Source organism: Spongiimicrobium sp. 3-5 (genome assembly GCF_046557915.1).
In the GTDB taxonomy this organism is placed as follows: domain Bacteria; phylum Bacteroidota; class Bacteroidia; order Flavobacteriales; family Flavobacteriaceae; genus JBHEBG01.
Window position 1 is genome coordinate 147,333 of sequence record NZ_JBHEBG010000004.1, and the last position, 19,691, is coordinate 167,023.

General features: G+C 39.8%; 17 protein-coding genes. 10 read left to right on the plus strand and 7 right to left on the minus strand.

All coding sequences use genetic code 11. From position 1 onward, the window contains the following. Nucleotides 1–2: 2 nt before the first annotated feature. The 3 genes from ACEQ81_RS14955 to ACEQ81_RS14965 are packed head-to-tail and all read left to right on the plus strand — an operon-like array spanning nt 3 to nt 3,093. Entirely contained in the window at nt 3–2,165 is a 2,163-nt protein-coding gene (locus tag ACEQ81_RS14955; protein ID WP_411031720.1) for a LysM peptidoglycan-binding domain-containing protein, read from the plus strand. 8 nt (nt 2,166–2,173) lie between these two features. Then, nucleotides 2,174–2,578: an OsmC family protein gene (locus ACEQ81_RS14960; RefSeq protein WP_411031721.1), complete on the plus strand. Its 405-nt coding sequence runs from the start codon at nt 2,174–2,176 to the stop codon at nt 2,576–2,578. Next, nucleotides 2,566–3,093 (plus strand): DUF922 domain-containing protein, encoded by a 528-nt coding sequence (locus tag ACEQ81_RS14965; protein ID WP_411031722.1) that lies wholly within the window; start codon nt 2,566–2,568, stop codon nt 3,091–3,093. The genes ACEQ81_RS14960 and ACEQ81_RS14965 overlap by 13 nt, the downstream gene beginning before the upstream one ends. Before the next feature lie 74 nt (nt 3,094–3,167). Here the strand turns inward: ACEQ81_RS14965 and ACEQ81_RS14970 are convergent, their stop codons facing one another. Genes ACEQ81_RS14970 through ACEQ81_RS14990 form a run of 5 tightly spaced genes read right to left on the minus strand, consistent with a single transcriptional unit; the run spans nt 3,168 to nt 8,041 of the window. Beyond that, nucleotides 3,168–4,262 (minus strand): hypothetical protein, encoded by a 1,095-nt coding sequence (locus ACEQ81_RS14970; protein WP_411031723.1) that lies wholly within the window; start codon nt 4,260–4,262, stop codon nt 3,168–3,170. A gap of 32 nt (nt 4,263–4,294) precedes the next feature. Beyond that, the gene (locus tag ACEQ81_RS14975; RefSeq protein WP_411031724.1) at nt 4,295–5,284 is read right to left on the minus strand and encodes a hypothetical protein; all 990 of its coding nucleotides are present in this window, start codon (nt 5,282–5,284) and stop codon (nt 4,295–4,297) included. 21 nt (nt 5,285–5,305) lie between these two features. After that, on the minus strand, nt 5,306–6,406 hold the full coding sequence (locus ACEQ81_RS14980; protein ID WP_411031725.1) for a hypothetical protein: 1,101 nt from the start codon (nt 6,404–6,406) through the stop codon (nt 5,306–5,308). 13 nt (nt 6,407–6,419) lie between these two features. Beyond that, the gene (locus ACEQ81_RS14985; protein ID WP_411031726.1) at nt 6,420–7,472 is read right to left on the minus strand and encodes a hypothetical protein; all 1,053 of its coding nucleotides are present in this window, start codon (nt 7,470–7,472) and stop codon (nt 6,420–6,422) included. 44 nt (nt 7,473–7,516) lie between these two features. Continuing rightward, entirely contained in the window at nt 7,517–8,041 is a 525-nt protein-coding gene (locus ACEQ81_RS14990) for a hypothetical protein (protein ID WP_411031727.1), read from the minus strand. A 216-nt stretch (nt 8,042–8,257) separates the two neighbouring features. Here ACEQ81_RS14990 and ACEQ81_RS14995 point away from each other — a divergent pair, with 216 nt between their 5' ends. Both ACEQ81_RS14995 and ACEQ81_RS15000 read left to right on the plus strand, forming a co-directional pair. After that, nucleotides 8,258–10,075 carry a tetratricopeptide repeat protein gene (locus ACEQ81_RS14995; RefSeq protein ID WP_411031728.1) on the plus strand — a complete coding sequence of 606 codons (1,818 nt, stop codon included), beginning with the start codon at nt 8,258–8,260 and terminating at the stop codon, nt 10,073–10,075. 9 nt (nt 10,076–10,084) lie between these two features. Beyond that, nucleotides 10,085–10,831: a LytR/AlgR family response regulator transcription factor gene (locus ACEQ81_RS15000; protein WP_411031729.1), complete on the plus strand. Its 747-nt coding sequence runs from the start codon at nt 10,085–10,087 to the stop codon at nt 10,829–10,831. A 24-nt stretch (nt 10,832–10,855) separates the two neighbouring features. On the opposite strand, the gene ACEQ81_RS15005 is transcribed toward ACEQ81_RS15000, so the two are convergent. Beyond that, nucleotides 10,856–11,722 carry a hydroxypyruvate isomerase family protein gene (locus ACEQ81_RS15005; protein WP_411031730.1) on the minus strand — a complete coding sequence of 289 codons (867 nt, stop codon included), beginning with the start codon at nt 11,720–11,722 and terminating at the stop codon, nt 10,856–10,858. 49 nt (nt 11,723–11,771) lie between these two features. On the opposite strand from ACEQ81_RS15005, the gene ACEQ81_RS15010 reads away from it, so the two are divergent. The 4 genes from ACEQ81_RS15010 to ACEQ81_RS15025 all read left to right on the plus strand — a co-directional run bounded on the left by ACEQ81_RS15010 (nt 11,772) and on the right by ACEQ81_RS15025 (nt 16,314). Continuing rightward, nucleotides 11,772–12,014 (plus strand): DUF3820 family protein, encoded by a 243-nt coding sequence (locus ACEQ81_RS15010; protein ID WP_411031731.1) that lies wholly within the window; start codon nt 11,772–11,774, stop codon nt 12,012–12,014. Nucleotides 12,015–12,064: 50 nt separating this feature from the next. Continuing rightward, nucleotides 12,065–13,702, plus strand: a complete 1,638-nt coding sequence (locus tag ACEQ81_RS15015) for a CTP synthase (protein ID WP_411031732.1) — start codon at nt 12,065–12,067, stop codon at nt 13,700–13,702. 74 nt (nt 13,703–13,776) lie between these two features. Continuing rightward, nucleotides 13,777–15,636, plus strand: a complete 1,860-nt coding sequence (gene yidC, locus ACEQ81_RS15020) for a membrane protein insertase YidC (protein WP_411031733.1) — start codon at nt 13,777–13,779, stop codon at nt 15,634–15,636. Nucleotides 15,637–15,762: 126 nt separating this feature from the next. Further along, on the plus strand, nt 15,763–16,314 hold the full coding sequence (locus tag ACEQ81_RS15025; RefSeq protein ID WP_411031734.1) for a DUF6515 family protein: 552 nt from the start codon (nt 15,763–15,765) through the stop codon (nt 16,312–16,314). A gap of 432 nt (nt 16,315–16,746) precedes the next feature. On the opposite strand, the gene ACEQ81_RS15030 is transcribed toward ACEQ81_RS15025, so the two are convergent. Continuing rightward, nucleotides 16,747–18,144 (minus strand): fasciclin domain-containing protein, encoded by a 1,398-nt coding sequence (locus tag ACEQ81_RS15030; RefSeq protein WP_411031735.1) that lies wholly within the window; start codon nt 18,142–18,144, stop codon nt 16,747–16,749. A 333-nt stretch (nt 18,145–18,477) separates the two neighbouring features. Between ACEQ81_RS15030 and mnmA the strand changes: the two genes are divergently transcribed. Further along, nucleotides 18,478–19,668: a tRNA 2-thiouridine(34) synthase MnmA gene (gene mnmA / locus ACEQ81_RS15035; RefSeq protein WP_411032029.1), complete on the plus strand. Its 1,191-nt coding sequence runs from the start codon at nt 18,478–18,480 to the stop codon at nt 19,666–19,668. Nucleotides 19,669–19,691 lie beyond the last annotated feature (23 nt).

Consider the following 19,691-nt stretch of genomic DNA (forward strand, 5'->3'; position numbering starts at 1 on the left):
AAATGAAGATCTTACCTATTAAATACATCGCAACTAGCTTGTTAATAATGCTTTTTAGCCTCAACTTGGCTGCCCAGCAATTTACCACGCATGCTGTTAAAAAAGGTGAGACACTAACCAGTATTGCCAAACAATATAGGGTAACTCCGTTCAATATTCTTAAATACAATAAGGAGATAAAACAAGGAGATGTCTTGCGGCCCAATACAATTTTGGTAATTCCTACCGATTCGAAAACGACTGAAAATAGCAACGTTACGGTTCAAATTACCCAACAAGACGTACAAGAGGTTCCAGAACAAGAAGAACCAATTGGGTTCACCAATCATAGGGTTAAAAGAAAAGAGACTTTATACGGTATCGCTAACCGATATCATATAACGGAAAATGATATAAAACGATACAATCGCGACCTATATTCTGCCCAACTAAAGAAAGGAATGCGGTTAAAAATACCAAAATATAGGAGAGTAAGATTGGAAGAAGTGGTAGTAGACTCTCTAGATTTTGAACAGTATACCGTGCAACCCAAAGAAACCAGATGGAGTATTGCCCACAAGTATGGCATTACCATAGACAGCATGTTAGTACTAAACCCTGAGTTGCCTAAAACAACGAGTTACCTTGCAGAGGGTCAAATATTAAAGCTGCCAAAATTACCCGGTAGCAGTGTAGAAGCACAAGAAGTAGAGCTATATACTTCCTATACCGTACCCCCCAAGCAAACGTTATACAGTTTGGGTAAGGAGTACAATATTAGTTCACAAGAGATCATAGCCCTGAATTCGGAAATATTGGAACGAGGAGGACTCAAAGAGGGAATGCTTATTCGTCTCCCCAAGAAAAATGCGGATAGTGGTGAAGTAAATACCGAGAATTTTATCTTTTATGAAGTAAAACCGGGTCAGAATGTGTTTAGATTAACGCAAAACCTAAAGATATCCTATACCGATTTGGTATCGCTGAACCCTAGCCTTACAGATGGCCTTAAAGCTGGGATGGTACTGAAACTTCCCAAAGACAGGGCAGGCGAGTTTGAGGTTAAGAATGCGCTGATTTTGGATAAAATTAATTTACTGGACAGCATAAGCACTGAAAATAAGCCTAAATTGATTTTTATGCTTCCTTTCCGATTAGATCGGCTTAATCTTAGGAACAGGGAAAGCACTCAAAATACCATCGAAAAAAGAAATGATATAAAATATAGTCTTGGGTTGTATTCGGGTGCATTGGTAGCGTTAGATTCCATTGCTAAACTTGGTATTTCGGCAGATGTCAAAACCTTTGATACCCAGAGAAGTCAGGATAGGGTGAGAGAAGTATTGCAGAAGGAAAATTTACATGATGTAAGTGCCATTATAGGACCTTTGGACCCAAACTTATTGAACGAAGTTGCTGTACAAGCCGCCAACTATAATGTCCCTGTACTTGCGCCGATAGCCGCCAAAAGTGACATTAGCCTCAACAATGTGTTTTTTTCCATACCCTCCGATGAGATTTTAAGGGAACGTATACTTTCTTTCATTGAAGAAAAATATGAAAAGGAAAATATAATTATCATAGCCGATAAAAATCATAAACCCGTAGAAGCACGTATCCTGGAAAAATTTCCCTTGGCCAAAACAGTTGTTATGAAAGAAGAGGAAAAAAATATCGCCATTGATCTAGACGTATTTACTGCTATGCTATCCGAAGAGAACGAGAATTGGGTGTTTGTGGAAACAGATAATTTTAAGATTGTATCTAGTGTAAGTTCAATATTAAACTCGTCCATTACAGAGGATATTAAAATTAAAATGTTCACTACCAATAAAAACAAAGCTTTTGAGAACGACGTTATTTCCAGTTCTCATCTTTCAAAACTTAATTTTTGTTACCCCTCGGTAGATAGGGAAGCAGGGAACGGTAATTTTGTTAAGTTATATCGTAAGCGATTTGGAGCAGTTCCCGATAGATATGCAACCAGAGGGTTTGATATGACCTTTGACCTCTTATTGAAATTGGCCTATAAGGACAATCTCTTTGAGGCATCAAAATTTATTGGTGAAATGGAATATACCGGTAATAAGTTCGACTATAACAAGGACATTACTTCAGGGTACTTCAATACGGCCTCTTATATCATGACCTATAGCGAAATGCAGATCAAGGAAATTAATCCATAACTATTTATATGACTTCAAAAGTTACCTATACCGGATCGTTACGTACAACGAGTGTACATTTAAGGTCTGGTAATAGTTTTATCACCGACGCCCCCATAGACAACAATGGATTGGGCGAGGCATTTTCACCTACAGATACTGTTGCTACCGGATTGGCGAGTTGTATGCTTACCGTTATGGGAATAAAGGCAAGAGGCTTAGAGGTAGATTTAACAAACTCCACAGGGGAGGTTACCAAGCATATGGCATCGGATCCACGAAGAATTTCCAAAATTGAAGTAGTTCTTAGCTTACCTGCCAGGGTAATAGATAAGCATAGGGTAATATTGGAACGTACAGCACATACCTGTCCGGTAAATCAAAGCCTACACCCGGAAATCGAAAGAATAATCGTTTTTAATTGGACGCTATAAGGACCATATTTGTTTTTATACTTCTAGGGGTAAGTCTGGGACATGCTCAAGAGTACGAAACCATTTCATGGCATGCCGACAAAAAATTAAAATGGTCAGATTTTAAGGCCAAGCCCCAACAAAGAGGAAGAATAGCCGCTGTAACCGCAAGTGGCATTACTTATAAGTTTTCGTCGCTTTTAGGTAAGGACAAGGTAGAGATAGATTTCACCGTAAGTACGCATTTTTATCCAAGGAAGTCTTGGTATCATCCAGAACTTTGCGATGCTTTTATTTTGGCCCATGAGCAACATCATTTTGATATTTCCGAACTGTATGCCCGTAAAATGAGACGGATATTAAGGGAAACCAAATTCACTAAAAATGTGAAAGCCGAAGTAGGGGCCATTTATAGAGATATTATTAAGGCATTGGACGCCTATCAAAAAAAATATGATGCAGAAACCAATTTTTCTAGAAACGCCGACCAACAACGTATCTGGAACAAAAGAATAGAAGAGGCACTGGCCCGTTAACGGTACCCGTATTTTCATAAAAAGTAACCAGTAATATTCCTTATTCAGAAGAAAATTGCATCCGAACCGGGAGGTTATTGCTTATAGATAGGATCTTCCAAGGAAATCTGCCCAATTTTTTGTGTCAATTCAACATCTTCGTAAAATACTATTATGGGATCGGCCAAGTGATAAGTATACTTTAGATAGGGAGAGGAAGGTTGTGATGTGTCTAGCTCCTTGTATATAATTTTCACTTTTATGGTGGCGAATAAATTTTTGGATTTTCTATTGATCAGTGCTTCCGCCTCGGAAGGAGCAATTTTCAAGAGCATTTTTGGCCAATAACTGTTTGGATCTTGCATCCTGTTAAAATGCGCGTTCCCATAGGTGGTCTCGGGTAAGAATTCCAAGAAGAAGGCCTCATCCCTTTGGAATTGAAACCCTTTATGATGGTGGTTTCTTCCACTGGGAACTATATCCACCCAAAATCCATTTTTATCAAAATCATAGGATATCACAGGATTGCCGTAGGGATTAAACTCATATTTGTGTACCAAAAAGGCCGTCTCCGAATTGTCCTTGAAAAGTTTTTTGCTCCAAGCCCTTAATTCATCTAGGTTGGCCTTTACATAAGCTGCATAGTTTTCTTGCATCACAAAATCGTCCCTAGAACCTCCCCAGTTTCTTCGAAATCTACAGTTTGGGTCTTTAGGATCGCAAAAATAGTTATGTATCTGATCGTCGGAACTTATGCCATAGGCAAGGGACAAAAACCTTTTCTGTGCCACAAAAGAATGAACGTCTTTCTTGTTGTCCTTATTTTGACGTGTCATTTCGGTGGGATATTCTCGATCCATATCGTCGTAATACGCAGATAGCTGCTTCATTTCTAGTAAGTTGAAATAATTTTGGTAACCTTGGGTCAATAAACTATTCTTGGGTTTGTCCACTCCTATAACCCCGCCCCGTGCGTTTTTGATATGGTACACGTTTTGTGCGCCAAACCTTGGCAATCCTTTGTGGGATTGAAGGTATATGGATTTGAACTTGGGAGAAGGGGATTCAATTACGTAAACGTCGTTCATATCCATACCTTCCGCCTCCGATTGGGCCATTAGGTTATCAAAATAAATAAAGGGTATAACAGCCATTATTAGCAATAGGGCAATGTTTTTTTTATATGACATAATTATTAATTTTGAGGTTTATCAGGGTTAAATCAATATTTGGAAATTAGGTTTTCCACGGAGATTTCCCCTATTTTCTCCTTTAACTTAATGTCCTTATAGATTTCCAAAGTCTGATTTTCCAGTTCATAGGCAAAAGGTACACGAGAGCCGGTTATGGGTATTTTTTTATTTGGGTAAATCTTTGCTTTTGCTACAATAAAAAGAGGCGCTCTATTCTGAAGGGCCAACTTTTTGGCTTGGGCGGGAGCCACGGTAACCAATACCTTACGACCTTGGGTCAAGGTTCTTTCATTCTCATTGTAGGGAACAAATGTTAGATTATTGATCAATTGCGATCTGCCTCCTAATTTAGCACCCAGCCAATATCCCTTCTTCTGAAAATCATAGGGGCCAGTAACGGAGGCCCTAGTTACTACGTATGCTATTTCGGTATCGTTGGTAAAGAAAGTGCTGCTCCAAGATTGCAGGTCTTCTAGATTATCCTTGGTAAATGAAGTATAACTCCTCAGTTGTGCAAATTCGTTGTCACGAGCGTCACCCCAGTAGCCCAAATGCCTTCGTTCTCCGTATTGATCTATAAACTTACAAGGTTGGGTGCCCTTATCGGGGCAAAAATACTTTTTCAATGTCTCCTCCGTACAAACAAGCCCGGCCAATAATTTTAGCTGATGTTGTGCAATCAGGGAATTTTCGGTTTTTTTATCGGTGGGACCGTTATAACTCTTTTTCGAAATTTTGGTCTTATCCATATCCGCATAGGCCTCCGTTAGATATTTCATGTTTACCAATTCATTGAATGCTTGCGTGTTGGTGGGTGGGGTTACACCCCTATGATAATACAGGTCGCCAAAGCGTATCAATCCATTGTGGGACTGCAGGGTTATATCTACGAACTTTTTAGAAGGAGATTTAAAGGTAATTGTGTTTTCTTCCCCAGTTTGTGCCCTAAGCGCAATAGATTGCCAAAGAAGCAGCATGGAAAAGAGGAAGATTGAGGTCGACTTTTTTTTTGAGATCATTTTGTTCCGTTTTTGTTGGGGTTATTTAGTGGTCATGGTTTCTATGGAGATTTCTCCAAATTTATGGGTGAGACTATCATCTTTATATAATTCAATTATGGGACTTTGCAGACTATAAGTGGCATGTACATTCTCATTATTATACTCCATGCCCTTTATTTGGACCTTCACCTTAAATACCAGAAATAGGTTTTTGGTTTCTTCAGTATGTTTTTCTGCTTCCTCGGGGGATATTTTGTAAAGGATTTCCACCCCTTGTGGATGTACCAGTTTTCGTTCGTTGGAATTGGCCGCCTGCAAATCCATGAATCGAAATAATTTCCCATTGTTCCGAAACGTCTGGGATCTAATCCAGTACCCCTTATTCTCAAAATCGTAAATGCCCAAGTGTGCCCCAATAACAAAATAACCCTCTTCCACATCATTGGGAAAAAAATTGGTTTTCCATTCTTGCAATTCTTCAAAATTTTCATTTACATAGGAAGTGAACGCTCCCAGTTGTTTAAATTCACTTGCGCCTTGCCCACCCCAGTATTCTCCGCTGCCCACATTTCGGTGAAAATATAAATCCCTGCCAGGGTCATAAGTACAATCTTTTGCTTTGGGATTACAAAAGAAACGGGGCATATCTTTTGCACTGGTCACCGCACTGGCCAGTCTCAGTAAATTGCTTTGTGCGGTAAAGGAATTTTTTTCTTTTTGGTACATGCTGTTGGAACGTTTGGTAAGCAAGGTTTTGTCCATATCTTCATAAATAGGGGACATATATTTAAATCTTAAAAGTTCTAAGAGAGCGTGGCGCCCCAACGCAATTTCCCAATTCTTTTTATCGGCTTGTTCATAGGCCGTTTTCGATTTGTGATTTACGTAGCTACCATCTGGCAATTTGTAATAATTGTCCTGTTCACCGAACCGCAAAAGCCCCTTATAGGTCTGTAATTTTATCGAAATAAACTTGTCCGATGGTGGCGTAAAGGTCTTAATGGCTTTGTAGCTGTTGGCATTCAAGGTTGTTATATCATCAGTTTGCGCATTAAGGAACCATGACGTAAGAAGAATAACAATAAAAACCAATTTTAGATTTCTAATTTTCAATACCTCGGAATACTTTTCAAAACTCATATGATGTTTTTTATCAATTAGGTGGGATGCTTAGCTGATTCAGGGAAATTTCATCCAATTTCTTGATAAGACCTGCATCTTCATAGATTTCCATGATATTGTTTAGGTGATGGAAATTAAATTTTAATACCGGATCCCTGCCTTGGGTATCTACAATATCCTGGTATATCGTTTTTATTTTTCTTACAACATATACTCTTTTTGTATTCTGTTCCAAAAGTTGCTCGGCCTTGGCTGGAGGAATCTTCAAAAATGCGGACAAGGATTTTACGCTTCCTGGGTGTTTAGTCTTCGTAAGATTCAAGATATTATGTTCAACCGGACTTTTCGCCTCAAGTGTGGCAAAATGTTGAGTACCGAATTTTGGACCCATTGTAGGCTGTATGTTGATCCAATGCCCCTGCTTGTCAAAATCATACGACCCCAAGTGCGTTACAGTAACCAAATAGCCCTCTATACTATTCTCCGTAAAAAAAGTCTTGCTCCAAGTTCTTAGTTGTTGTAGATGTTCCTTCACAAAATTTTGGTAGCCTCTTTGTCGTTCAAATTCATTGGCACCTCCGTAAGCAGCATCGAACACTTCGGTAGAGCACAGTTTGTGGACCAATTTTCTAAGATGGGTTTGTGCTACATATGAACGCATGTCTTTTCCCTCTTTATTTTGATAGTCGGGCTTGCTGATCCGATCTTTGTCCATATCGTCATATAGGGATTTCATATATTTCATTCGGATCAATTCTGTCATGTTTCCATATCCTTTATATAAAAGCTGCACCTTTTTCCTTGTAGCGGGGTCTTGCCTTACTTTTTTTGAATACGGTCTTCTACCATATTTACTTTTTACGGCCGGTGATACTTGTAGATATCTATCAATTTCTCCAAAGCGTGGCAACCCTTTATGACTTTGAATATGGATATCCTCGAAAGATGTGGCTGGGGCTTTGTAGATAATGATATCGCTATTATCCAATTCAATGGGATCTGTACCATCCTGGGCAAAAGCACTGGTGCCAAATAGGAAATGAAGTAGTAGTGCAAATGACACTTTTATGAGTTTGCTGAGCATTGTAATTTGTTTTTTTATAAAAGGGAAGCCTGTTTTGTATAAATTTAATCCGCTAGTTGCGCCGCTGCAAGTTCTAACACCATGCTCTTATCATCTATCTGTAGCATCTTAAAAGCATTTCTAACATTTTTAGGAACCCCATCCCACAGTGTGTCGGCATTTTCTTTGCAGACCACATTGATCGAGGCTTTGCCATTGCTAAAATTTTTCGAGGCTTTTTTTACGCCTTTTGCATTGGAAATATGGGTATAGAGGTTGTTTAAGCGCTCATCGTCATAGGTAACCTCTTTAATGTCTATTTTGATAGCGCCTTTAGATTTTTTATTTGCCTTCCCTTTACCCGACCCAAATAACGAACCTATAGTCTTTAGGGTTTCCTTAGAGTTTTCAACGGTATTTTTAATGGCAGTGTTTGTATTGTTGGTTGTTTCATTGACCTCTTCGGCTTTTTTATCTACTTGGTCTACCTCCTTAATGACTTTTGGCTCTTCCGTTTTTTTTTGCTGTGCATTCACTGTGCAAAAAGTAAGAAGTGTCAAAAGCAAAGTATATTTCCTTAGGGTTTTCATTTTAACTGTTTTAGTACTTATTTTTCTTAAAAAAGAAAGGTAAGTCTAATCATTGGTCCGTACCATGGCTATTTATTGAACGTATTGTTTTTATATTTTCCTGTAGGGTATTGTTACATAAGTGTTTTTAAAAAAGGCTTGATGGTTGTCTTCACATGCTGCTGTTTTTTTTATTTCCTCCATATAATGGGGCATGAGCACTAAAAACTATTAAATTTGAGATTTAATCAGCCCTTTATGCCAAACCAAGCCAAGAACGCCACATTCCTAATTCTTTTCCTATTATCCTCACTAACAGTGTTTTCCCAAGAACGTGTCTTGGATTCGCTTTTAGAGCAGTTAAATGTACATACCAAAAGGGACTCGGTACGGGTGGGCCTTTTGGTCAATACAGCATGGAATATGACCCATACCGACCCAGAGGGAGCTTTTGTATATGTAGATGAGGCCTTGGTTATTTCTTCTGATCTGACCTGGCCCAAGGGAATGGCAAGCGCATTAAGGCAAAAAGGAAATTTACATTACGTAATGGCCAATAACTTGGGCGCCATGGATGCTTTTCAGGAAGGTTTAAAGATAGCACAAGCGGCAGACGAGAAAATACTTGAGGCGAGCCTTTATGGAAATCTGGGCAATATCCATGCGGATATGAAACAAAATGAAAAGGCCCTGGAAAATTATAATGCGTACCTCTCCACTGCTGAAGAATTAGATCAAAAACCCGATCAGGTTAGGGCATTGACCAATATTGGTGTTGTTTACAATGATATGGGCCGATACGACAAAGGAATACTCCACTTGCAGAAAGCCCTGGACATTGCCAAGGAGGAAAAAAACAATTATTTTATAGCGGCCATTATCAACAATATAGGTATCGCATATAAGGACAAAAAGGAATATGAAACTTCCCTATCGTATTATCAGCAGGCGGCCGATCTGGCGAGATCGATTGAAAACAAGTATATAGAAGCTTCGGCCCTGAACAGTATCGGAAAAGTGAACATTTTATTGGAGAATTATGAAGTGGCCCGGGAAAAAGGTAATGAAGCCCTAAAATTGGCAAAGGAAATGGATGCAGTGGAATGGCAGGCAGATGCATGGCAGGTACTAAGTACTTCTAACGAGCAACTTGGCAATACCGATGCGGCCCTTAGGGCATATAAAAATCATATACAATTCAGGGATAGTGTTTTGGGCGAAGAGAAAAAGGCAGCGCTTATCCGTAAGGAAATGCAATTTAAACTAGAGAAACAAGAGACCGAGGCAAATGCAGAGATAAAACAACAACGACTTATTAAAAATGGTGCCATAATTGGCGGTATTGCCTTATTGTTGATTTCTATTGTTGGGTATGTTTTTTACAAAAGACGTAGGGATGCCTTGGATCAAAAAAAGATTGCGGAATTCCATGCCAAAGTAGCGGAAACGGAATTGAAGGCTTTACGATCGCAAATGAATCCACACTTTATTTTTAATGCCCTAAATTCCATTAGTGATTATATGGCCAAAAATGATGTGACCACCGCCAATGCATATTTGCTGAAATTTTCTAAGCTCACCAGGGCCATATTGGAAAATTCGGAGAAGAAGTGGATCAATCTTAAGGAAGATTTGGAATTGACAGAATTGTATATTCAAATCGAGACCCTACGTTTAACCAATAAACTATCGCATACGATTACGGTTGCCAAAGATATCGATGTGGAAAATACTTTGGTACCTCCTATGTTGTTACAGCCATTCATCGAAAATAGTATTTGGCACGGCATTGCCAAAAAGGATAATATGGGGCATATAGATATTACTATTAAAAAAGAAGATGATATGGTGGTATGTACAGTAGATGATGATGGGGTAGGTCGCAAAAGAAAGTTAGACGTTAAACCAAATCATTCCTCAATGGGAATTAAAATCACCGAAAATAGGTTGGATATTATAAACCAGCTAAAAAAGGCAAAGGGAAGTGTAGCCATGTTCGATAAAAAACAGGGATTGCGTGTGGAACTTAAATTACCTTTGGAATTACGCTTTTAAGAAAAAACTATGTTGAAGGCCATTATTGTAGATGATGAACAGCATTGTATAGACCGCATAATGCAATTGCTTAGCGGGTATCAGGAAACTCTTACCCTTGCGGGTAGTGGTAATACGGTGTCCGAAGCCTTGAAGCTTATTAATTCTGAAAGACCCGATGTGGTTTTTCTGGATGTACATTTGAACGATGAGACAGGATTTGATCTACTCCGTAAACTAATAAGCATTGATTTTGAAATTGTATTCACCACGGCCTATGACAAATATGCAGTTGAAGCTTTTCGGTTTTCAGCGCTCGACTACTTGTTAAAACCCGTAGATGCCATAGAATTTGAAGAAACCATAACCCGCATTAGGGAGAAAACAGGGCTAAAGGATACAACAAAAAAAATTGAAGCCCTCTTCCATAATTTTGAACATAAAGTCAAGAGATCAAAGAAAATTATTGTTCCAACCTTGGATGGACTTATACTTCTTACCACTAATGATATAATAAGGTGCCAGTCCGATGGCAATTATACCAATATTTTCCATGTAGGCGATAAAAAAATAACCGCGACCAAAACACTGAAACATTTTGAAGAACTCCTTGGGGAGGATTATTTTTTTAGAATCCATAAATCCCATTTTATCAATATGGCTTTTGTAGAAAAATACCTGAAGGGCAAAGGCGGCTACGTGCTTATGGCCGATGGCTCACATATTGAGGTGGCTGTAAGGCGAAAAGAAGAGTTCCTTAAAAAACTAAAAGAATAGCGGTTAAATCCGATTTACCGCCTATTAGACATCGCAGATCAAAAAGGCTGTTTTTAAGGCTTCAATTTTATCATCCGAAGTAGGAATAAACTCCTGCGCCAAATGTCCTTTAAATCCGGTAGCAATTATGGCTCTTACAATAGCAGGATAACGGAGTTCCTGATCTTCTCCGATTTCGTGCCTGCCAGGCACGCCGGCGGTATGGTAATGCCCAAAATATTGATGATTGTCCCGTATGGTACGGATAATATCGCCCTCCTGTATTTGCATATGGTAAATATCATACAACAGTTTAAAATTCTCGGAGCCAAGTTTTTTGCATAGGTCAACCCCCCAAGCCGAGCTATCGCACATATAATCCGGATGGTCTATTTGGTTAAACAGCTCCATTTGGATTACAACACCATGTTTTTCCGCTAGGGGCATAATCTTTTTTAGTCCAGCCACACAATTGTCTAGTCCTACGGCATCATCCATACCCCTTCGGTTTCCACTAAAACAAATTAGGTTGGTATACCCAGCTTCGGCTACCTGTGGAATTATTTCGGTATAGTTTTTTATCAGAATAGCATGATATTGCGGATCGTTCCAACCCTCTGTTAGGCTAATTTCGGCACCGTTGCACATAGAACAATGAATATCGTATTTCTTTAGCAACGGCCAATCTTTAGGACCAATAAGGTCTATTGCCTTAATACCCAGTTCATTCAACGTATTTAGGAATTGCTCTAACGGAATGTCCGCAAAACACCACTGACAAACGCTGTGTTTGATATTGTTTTTAAGCTTAAACCCCATTTCTTCCTTTTTTTCTGCAGCCATGGCCCTATTGCCTGCCACTACACCCATGGAGGCTGCTACCGAAGTACCTATAAATGTTCTGCGTTTCATCTTTTATCATTTTTATGCCGCTTAAAGATAATTTTTTTTAGATTTAAAAATGGATATAAAACCAGATAACGATAGATTACTAGAATTGGTCCACTACAAAATGCCCTATGGTAAGTTTAAAGGTAAGTATTTGATAGATTTGCCCGAAGCGTATCTGGTTTGGTTTCAACGAAAAGGTTTTCCCCAAGGCAAACTGGGGAATCTCTTAAGAAGTACCCTGGAGATTAAAACGAATGGGTTAGAATCTCTTATTCGCAAAATCCGTAACGATTTTCCACCGGACAGACACTGATTAGTTACACAAAATTTGTAACTTTACGCCCCGTAACACAGAATTCGATCATGTCGCAGACCAAGTATATTTTCGTTACGGGAGGTGTAACTTCTTCCTTAGGAAAAGGAATTATTGCCGCTTCGCTGGCTAAGCTCTTACAAGCCCGCGGTTATAGGACTACCATTCAAAAATTAGACCCCTATATTAACGTAGATCCCGGTACATTAAACCCTTATGAGCACGGGGAATGTTATGTTACCGATGATGGTGCGGAAACCGATTTGGACCTTGGACATTACGAGCGTTTTTTAAACGTACGCACTTCACAGGCGAACAATGTTACCACTGGAAGAATTTACCAAAGCGTTATCGAAAAAGAGCGTAGGGGAGAATTCTTGGGAAAGACCGTACAAGTAGTTCCGCATATAACCAACGAAATTAAGGAGCGCGTTCAGCTTTTGGGCAATAGTGGGGAATATGATATCGTAGTTACGGAAATAGGAGGTACGGTAGGTGATATAGAGTCGCTTCCCTATATTGAAGCTGTGAGGCAATTGCTCTGGGAGCTGGGGGATAACAATGGAATTGTAATCCACCTTACTTTGGTGCCTTATCTATCTGCAGCAGGTGAATTAAAGACCAAACCTACCCAACACTCCGTAAAAACGCTCATGGAAAGCGGTATTAAAGCCGATATCTTAGTGTGCCGAACAGAGCATGATATATCCGATGAAAAGAAACAGAAATTGGCCTTGTTCTGTAATGTAAAAAGGGAAGCGGTAATACAATCCATTGATGCCTCTACTATCTATGACGTTCCCCTAATGATGCAAGAAGAAGGTCTGGACAAAGTGGCGCTTCAAAAATTGGCGCTTCCTGATGATAAGCGACCAGATCTTGAACAGTGGAAGGAATTTTTGGATCGTCATAAACACCCTAAAAATGAGGTAACCATTGGCCTTATTGGCAAATACGTGGAGCTTCAAGATTCTTATAAATCTATTTTGGAGTCTTTTATCCATGCAGGTGCCATGAACGAGGTTAAGGTAAATGTAAGATTTATCCATTCAGAACATATTACTAGAGGCGATTTTGAAAAGAAAATGAAAGGGTTAGACGGTATTCTGGTGGCTCCCGGTTTTGGCAAACGAGGAATAGAAGGTAAGATAAAGGCCGTTAGGTATGCCAGGGAAAACAGAGTTCCTTTTTTGGGCATCTGTCTGGGAATGCAGATGGCTGTTATAGAGTTTGCAAGAAATGTGTTGGGATTGTCCGATGCCAATTCTACCGAGATGAAGGCCAATGCGGCTTCTCCTGTCATTAACCTTATGGAGGAACAGAAATCCATTACCAATAAAGGAGGTACAATGCGATTAGGAGCTTGGGATTGTGAGCTTGTAGATGGTAGTCTTGTTAAAGAAGTATACCGGGGAGAATCCTCAATTTCAGAGAGACATCGCCATCGTTACGAATTTAATAACGACTATAAGGAACAATTTGAGAAAGCTGGGCTCATAGCTTCAGGGATAAATAGGGAGACCGGATTGGTAGAAATTGTGGAAATTCCTTCCCATCCTTGGTTTGTAGGGGTACAATACCACCCCGAATATAAAAGTACCGTGGCCAGCCCGCATCCGGTTTTTGTAGGTTTTGTAAAAGCGGTACTGGCCTATAAAAAACAACAAACTAATGCCAGTTTGGCATAAACTGAGCATTTGGCCATATATTTGCTTGTTTTAAAAATTAAACTACGCTATAGTATATTAACCAGCACATCCTGATGGAAGAAAAGAAACTAGATATAAATTCTATTATTGGCTTTGTGCTGATTTTTGGAATACTGATTTTTATGTTTTATCAAAATCAGCCTACCCCCGAAGAACTAGAAGCACAAAAGGCACAGCAAGAACAGGTTGAAGCCCAAGAGAAAGCGGTAGAACAACAAAATCAGCAAAGCCCCATAGTAGAACAAAAGCCGATAAACCTGCAAGATTCTACTGCGGTGGCCGATTATAAAAGTGCTATTGGAGCTTTTGGTTATACAGCCGCTTCCGATGGACAAACCGTTTTGGAGAACGAGGTGTTATATCTTAAAGTGAGTAACAAAGGTGGGCAGATCGTAGAAGCAAAAATGAAAGACTTTGTTACCTACGATTCCGTTCCGGTGTATTTGGTACACGAGGGAAACGCGTCGTTCGGCCTTAATTTTTCTACTACGGACAATAGAGTACTTAATTCCCAAGATCTGTTTTTTGAACCCTCGTTAACCAACGAAAACGGAAACCAGGTGCTTTCCATGAAAGCTAAGGTATCTCCAAACCAGTTCTTGGAGTATCGATATGAAATGAAGCCCCAGGAGTATCTCGTAGATTTCAACGTGCGTTCTCAGGGCCTAAATGGTGTAATCAATTCCAATGCTCCCACTAATCTGGAATGGAAATTAAGAGGGATCCGTCATAATAAAAGTATCCAATACGAAAATCGGTATACCCGGCTAACGTACAAACATGAGGAAGATAAGATAAGTAAACTCTCTGAGACCAGTGACGATGAGGAAAACGAGGAAGGTGTAAAATGGTTGTCTTATAGGCAACACTTTTTTAGTTCCATATTGGCTACCGAAACGCCGTTTAAGACCGCAGAGCTTGTATCTAAAAATCTAGTGGAAGAAGAAGATAAGGCCGCTGGCTTTACCAAGGAATACAGTTCTGTTGCTCCTTTGGAAATCAACGGTGGAGAATTGTCCTATAATATGCATTGGTACTATGGGCCAACGGATATTAAGGTATTGTCCGAGTACAAAGAAATGGGCCTTGCAGATTCTATCCCATACGGTTGGGGAATCTTTGGATGGATCAACCGATATATTTTTACACCCTTTTACACTTTTTTAAGTTCCTTTCTTCCTTTTGGGATCGCTATTGTTGTAATGACGATATTGGTGCGTTTGGCCATGTCGCCAGTTACCTACAAGTCATACCTCTCGCAGGCAAAAATGAAGGTTCTAAAGCCAGAGATTACGGAACTTGGTGAGAAGTATAAGGACAATGCCATGAAAAAGCAACAAGAGACCATGAAGCTCTATAACAAGGCAGGGGTAAGTCCAATGAGCGGATGTATACCCGCTGTATTGCAGTTGCCCATTTTCTACGCGTTGTTCATGTTTTTCCCTACCTCTTTTGCCTTAAGACAAAAGTCTTTTCTTTGGGCAGAGGATCTATCCTCTTATGATACCATTTTCAATTTGCCCTTCAGTATACCTTTTTATGGTGATCACGTAAGTTTGTTTCCCATATTGGCCTCTGTCGCCATCTTTTTCTATATGATGATGACTACCGGACAGAATATGCAAACGCAGCCGGGAATGCCAAACATGAAATTCATTATGTACCTATCTCCACTATTAATGTTGTTCTTCTTTAACAACTATGCCAGTGGTCTTAGTTTGTATTATTTTGTTTCCAACCTAATTACAATTTTCATTATGCTGGCCATAAAGAAATTTATTCTGGATGAAGATAAAATACATGCGCAGATTCAGGAGAATAAAAAGAAACCTAAAAAGGAAAACAAGTTTCAAAAGAAAATGCGACAGATGATGGAGCAGGCAGAAGAGCAAAAAAAGGCTGGCAAAAGATAATGGGGTCATTCTTTTGGTGGCTCTCTCTGGTAGCAATTCTATGACTATACATTAATATAAAATTTGGGGATTAAACCTTTTCCTCATAAAAATGTCTTAGGGGTAGTAATTTACTAAACCACTACCATGAGACATTTTAAATATTTGATTTTCCTTTTTCTATTCCTATTCCTTTTGCCAAGCTTGCCAGCAGATGCCCAAGTGGTATACAGAAGAGGTGTTAAGGTCATACATGTCAGCAATAAGGACAAGCGTAAGATTCGAAGAAAAAAACGTAGAGTAAGACGAAGAACCCTTAGACGATTGCCTGCCAATACGGGTGCGGTAGTTTTTAGGAAAGTCGCTTATTACCCAATACGAGGCATGTATTTTATTCCTAGAAACGGATTGTACGAAAGAGCTTTTCCGCCTCGTGGTTTCCGCGTAAGGGTTGTTCCCGGAATGTTTACAAGGCTTATGGTGAGGGGTATTGCCTACGCTTACGCCGAGGGTACCTTTTATAAGCAGATCAATGATGAATACGAAGTCGTGGACCCTCCCATAGGGGCCATCATAAAAGAACTTCCCCAAGATGCGGAAGAAATAGACTTCGATGGCATTCCTACCTACGAATTGAACAATGCTTTATATAGGTCAATGGAAGATGGTTATGAAGTAATCAATATTTTGGAAGACTAGTACAACGCTTTTATGATACGTTGTAATTTTTGCTATGGAAAATAAAAAGCTCCCGAGGATTTCTCGGGAGCTTTTAGCAATAGGTGATTTTAGTTTGGTAAGATTTGGGATTTCAAAGATGCCACATAATAGGTAGTAATAAAAAGAATAGTTGCAAAGCAGTGATTTTTGTATGCTAACCGTTTCCTTTGTGATGTCTGCTTTGTTGGAGTACACTAAAAGTAGTCCAATATTGCAAGATTAGCTCTCTGGGATAACATCTAAATGTTAGTAGTTTTAGCGCTTGCCAGTTTTTTTTGAAACTTTTTGTTCTGACCTACTAGTGGGGGCTAAAAATTACCGATTAGAATTGGTTTATTGTGTGTTATAACAAAGAAGGACCTCCCTAGCGGGAAGCCCTTCTCCTTCAACGTGAGATATTGACCAAACCTCTTAATTCATTGTATCGGGTAGGAGTACAGAGTTCAGTACATGGATAACACCATTCCCTGCTTGTACGTCTACAGCTATAATTCCAATACCGGTATTTCCGGCACCATCAGTTACATCGGCAATATTGTCGCCTGTACCGGGGAGATTAATAATTATGTTATCTCCTTCCAAAGTAGCGGGGGAAATGCCGTCTGTTAAATCACCAGAGCGTACATTGGCTCCGGCCAAAACATGGTGCAGTAATACCTGGGTCAAAACCGCTTCCTCAGGAATTGCCGCCAAGGCTGCAAAGGCATCATTGGTAGGGGCAAAAACGGTAAAGTCGGGATCTAAGTTATCTGCATTCCCTGTTTCCGTTCTAGAGAGAATTGCACCAAAATCGGTGCCGGGGGTTAAATCTGTTAAGGCACTCAATAGCGTAGAAAAATTAGGGTCCGCAGCTGCAAAAGAAACTACGGTTGGGATATCTATAACGGCATCCACAGCATGTATTACTCCGTTGGTGGCAACAATATCTGCCGCGGCCACAGTACTTGTTCCGTTAAGGGTAACACCACTATCCGTATTTATATATAAACTTAAGTTATCCCCATCTGCATTTGTTGCGGCCGTTGTCTGATAGGAGTTGGACAATGCTGTTGAAAAAGCTGCCGCCCCCACGATTACGTGGTTAGATAATATGTTGGCCAGCGCATTGCCATTAGGATTGGTAAATGCTGTAAATGCGGCATTGACTGGCGCAAAAACGGTGAAATCGGTTGTTGTACCCGAAAGCAGATCGGTAAAAGTGGTATCGCCACCGGTTGTAAGGGCACCCACCAATTCTGATAGATCGCCATTGGCCAGTGCATGATCTACAATATTGGGTAGTCCTATCACCCCGTTCACAATGTGTATTACGCCGTTAGATGCATCAATGTCTGGGGTGGCAACATCAGAAACCCCGTTGATGGACACACCATCGGAAGTATCAATGAACAAGCTTAGGTTACTATCTTCAGGGCCTGCCGTGGATAGCGAAGAGATATATCCCGTGCTTAAGGCGGTAGATACATTTTCGCCGTTAACAACATGGTTTAGTAGTACCTGTGTAAGGACATCTACAGGAACGTCTTCCAAAGAGGCAAAATTATTATCGCTTAGAAAAGCCGTAAAAGCAGCATTCGTAGGTGCAAAAACGGTAAAAGGTCCGTCTGCCTCTAAGGCACCAACCAGATCTGCACGCTGTAGTGCGGCAACCAAGCTACTTAAGTCATCCGTTGCCAAAGCAAGGTCCACAATATTCGTGGCAGGTGTGGGGATGGGGTTGGCACCATCGTCGTCGTCAGAGCAGGAAGCGGTAAATGCAAGTAAAAGAGCCAGCGCTGAAAATTGGAGAATTTTGGAGAATGTTTTCATTTTTAAGAGGTTTTAAAATTACATTAATTGTTTAATTAAAAATTTTTAATAGTAAACACTTTTTTAGATTCAGTTTTACATTGAATGTTATATGTATTATATATAAATTATACTTTTCTATGATGACAAAAATAGAAATGGTTGCTTTTGTTTAATAATTATTAGTAAAAGTTTAACAAAACTATTATAAAATAAAACACTCTTTCAGATGCTAAAACATGTATTGGGAACGTAATTTCGATTTGTACGACTTTCAAAATCAAAAAAAATGGCCCTTTCTGCAATTATTTTCTGCTCCCTAATTTTTGTATTTTTGCAATCGAAATTTGAATGATGAAAAAAGTAGTAGTCGGACTTTCCGGTGGAGTTGATTCTAGTGTTACGGCTTACCTTTTAAAACAACAGGGTTATGAGGTAATTGCTTTGTTTATGAAAAACTGGCATGATGAGTCCGTTCTTATTTCGGAAGAATGTCCTTGGGTAGAAGATAGTAACGACGCGCTTATTGTTGCAGAAAAATTGGGAATCCCTTTTCAGACGATAGACTTGAGTGAAGAATACAAGGATCGTATCGTTGACTATATGTTCAACGAATATGAAAGAGGACGTACGCCAAATCCGGATGTTTTATGCAACCGGGAAATAAAATTCGATGTTTTTTTGAAGATTGCCCTTCAGCTGGGAGCAGATTTTGTTGCTACAGGTCATTATTGCCGCAAAGGTACCCTTAACAATGCAGATGGTACAGAAACATACCAGTTGTTGGCGGGAGTAGATGGAAATAAAGACCAGTCTTATTTTCTTTGTCAGTTGTCCCAAGAGCAACTCTCAAAAACGTTGTTTCCCATAGGCGAACTTACCAAACCACAAGTACGTCAAATAGCCGCTGAAAATGGTTTGATTACTGCCGAAAAGAAAGATTCTCAAGGCCTTTGTTTTATAGGAAAAGTTCGCTTACCCGATTTTTTACAACAAAAGCTAAAACCTAAAAAAGGGATTATCGTTGAGGTACCTATTGATGCGGATCAGTACCAAACATCGGTGCCCACATTTACAACAAAAACCGAGGAACTTGCCTATTTTGCCGAGAAACCTGTTTATGAGGTTAAAGATGGGAACATAGTGGGGGAGCACCAAGGAGCCCACTACTTTACAAAAGGACAACGGAAGGGCTTGGCAGTTGGCGGTACAAAGGAACCCCTGTTCGTAATAGAAACCGATGTAGACCAAAATGTAATTTATACAGGTCAGGGCAAAGAACACCCCGGACTGTACCGCAGGACCTTGTTTGTAAGCAACGAAGAATTGCATTGGGTGCGCCAAGATTTGGTCTTGGAAATAGATGGTTCTATGAAGGTTATGGCCCGCATAAGATATAGGCAACCCTTGCAGGAAGCAACCTTGTTTAAAATTGATGGGGGACTTTATGTGGATTTTGTAGATAAACAAACCGCCATTACGGAAGGACAGTTCGTTGCTTGGTATATTGGTGACGAATTGGTGGGGTCTGGAGTAATTTCTTAAAAAAACGCTTTTTCGACCCTAGC

Excerpts from the sequence above, each read along its gene's own strand:
- ACEQ81_RS14990 (WP_411031727.1), bottom strand. The coding sequence starts at position 8,041 with ATGAAAACCCTAAGGAAATATACTTTGCTTTTGACACTTCTTACTTTT.
- ACEQ81_RS15000 (WP_411031729.1), top strand. The coding sequence starts at position 10,085 with ATGTTGAAGGCCATTATTGTAGATGATGAACAGCATTGTATAGACCGC.
- ACEQ81_RS15030 (WP_411031735.1), bottom strand. The coding sequence starts at position 18,144 with ATGAAAACATTCTCCAAAATTCTCCAATTTTCAGCGCTGGCTCTTTTA.
- ACEQ81_RS14955 (WP_411031720.1), top strand. The coding sequence starts at position 3 with ATGAAGATCTTACCTATTAAATACATCGCAACTAGCTTGTTAATAATG.
- ACEQ81_RS14975 (WP_411031724.1), bottom strand. The coding sequence starts at position 5,284 with ATGATCTCAAAAAAAAAGTCGACCTCAATCTTCCTCTTTTCCATGCTG.
- ACEQ81_RS14980 (WP_411031725.1), bottom strand. The coding sequence starts at position 6,406 with ATGAGTTTTGAAAAGTATTCCGAGGTATTGAAAATTAGAAATCTAAAA.
- ACEQ81_RS14960 (WP_411031721.1), top strand. The coding sequence starts at position 2,174 with ATGACTTCAAAAGTTACCTATACCGGATCGTTACGTACAACGAGTGTA.
- ACEQ81_RS15015 (WP_411031732.1), top strand. The coding sequence starts at position 12,065 with ATGTCGCAGACCAAGTATATTTTCGTTACGGGAGGTGTAACTTCTTCC.
- mnmA (WP_411032029.1), top strand. The coding sequence starts at position 18,478 with ATGAAAAAAGTAGTAGTCGGACTTTCCGGTGGAGTTGATTCTAGTGTT.
- ACEQ81_RS15025 (WP_411031734.1), top strand. The coding sequence starts at position 15,763 with ATGAGACATTTTAAATATTTGATTTTCCTTTTTCTATTCCTATTCCTT.
- ACEQ81_RS14985 (WP_411031726.1), bottom strand. The coding sequence starts at position 7,472 with ATGCTCAGCAAACTCATAAAAGTGTCATTTGCACTACTACTTCATTTC.
- yidC (WP_411031733.1), top strand. The coding sequence starts at position 13,777 with ATGGAAGAAAAGAAACTAGATATAAATTCTATTATTGGCTTTGTGCTG.
- ACEQ81_RS15005 (WP_411031730.1), bottom strand. The coding sequence starts at position 11,722 with ATGAAACGCAGAACATTTATAGGTACTTCGGTAGCAGCCTCCATGGGT.
- ACEQ81_RS15010 (WP_411031731.1), top strand. The coding sequence starts at position 11,772 with ATGGATATAAAACCAGATAACGATAGATTACTAGAATTGGTCCACTAC.
- ACEQ81_RS14970 (WP_411031723.1), bottom strand. The coding sequence starts at position 4,262 with ATGTCATATAAAAAAAACATTGCCCTATTGCTAATAATGGCTGTTATA.